Source organism: Streptomyces sp. NH27, from assembly GCF_056859195.1.
Genome location: NZ_JACEGK010001062.1, coordinates 1 through 563 on the forward strand (window position 1 = coordinate 1; position 563 = coordinate 563).

General features: G+C 74.6%; 1 protein-coding gene. It reads left to right on the forward strand.

Annotated features, from left to right (window positions below):
• Positions 1-563, forward strand: a 563-nt coding sequence (locus AC13HU_RS38020; protein WP_483046554.1) for an AraC family ligand binding domain-containing protein, incomplete at both ends; no start/stop codon positions are given.

Here is a 563-nt window from a genome sequence, read left to right on the forward strand (position 1 = left end):
GGGTCCACCGCGAGCGGATCGACTGGCATCACCACGCCGTGCACCAGCTCATCCATCCCAGCCGCGGCGTCCTTCGGGTGTCCACGCCGCTCGGGGCGTGGGTGGTGCCGCCGTACCGCGCGGTGTGGATTCCGGCGGGGGTGCCGCACGCCCACGAGGCGCACGGCCCCACCGACATGCGGACCCTGTCGTTCGCGCCCCGGCCCGGCCTGCCCGGCGACGACCGGCCCACCGTCTTGGCGGTCACGCCCCTGCTGCGCGAACTCGTCGTGGCCCTCACCGACGCGCCCGATCCCGCGTACCCGCCCTACACCGCTGCCCAACGTGCTGACCTCGAACGGGTCGCCCTCGACCAACTGCGCCGGGTGGACGCCCTTCCGCTGCATCTGCCGGCGCCCGCCGACGACCGGTTGCGTGCCGTCGCCGCGCTCCTGCACGCCGACCCCGCGGATGATCGTTCGCTGGCGGAGTTGGGGGCCGCGGTCGGGGCCGGCGAGCGGACGCTCAGCCGGCTGTTCCGGCGCGAACTCGGGATGACGTTTCCGCAGTGGCGGACCCAGTTG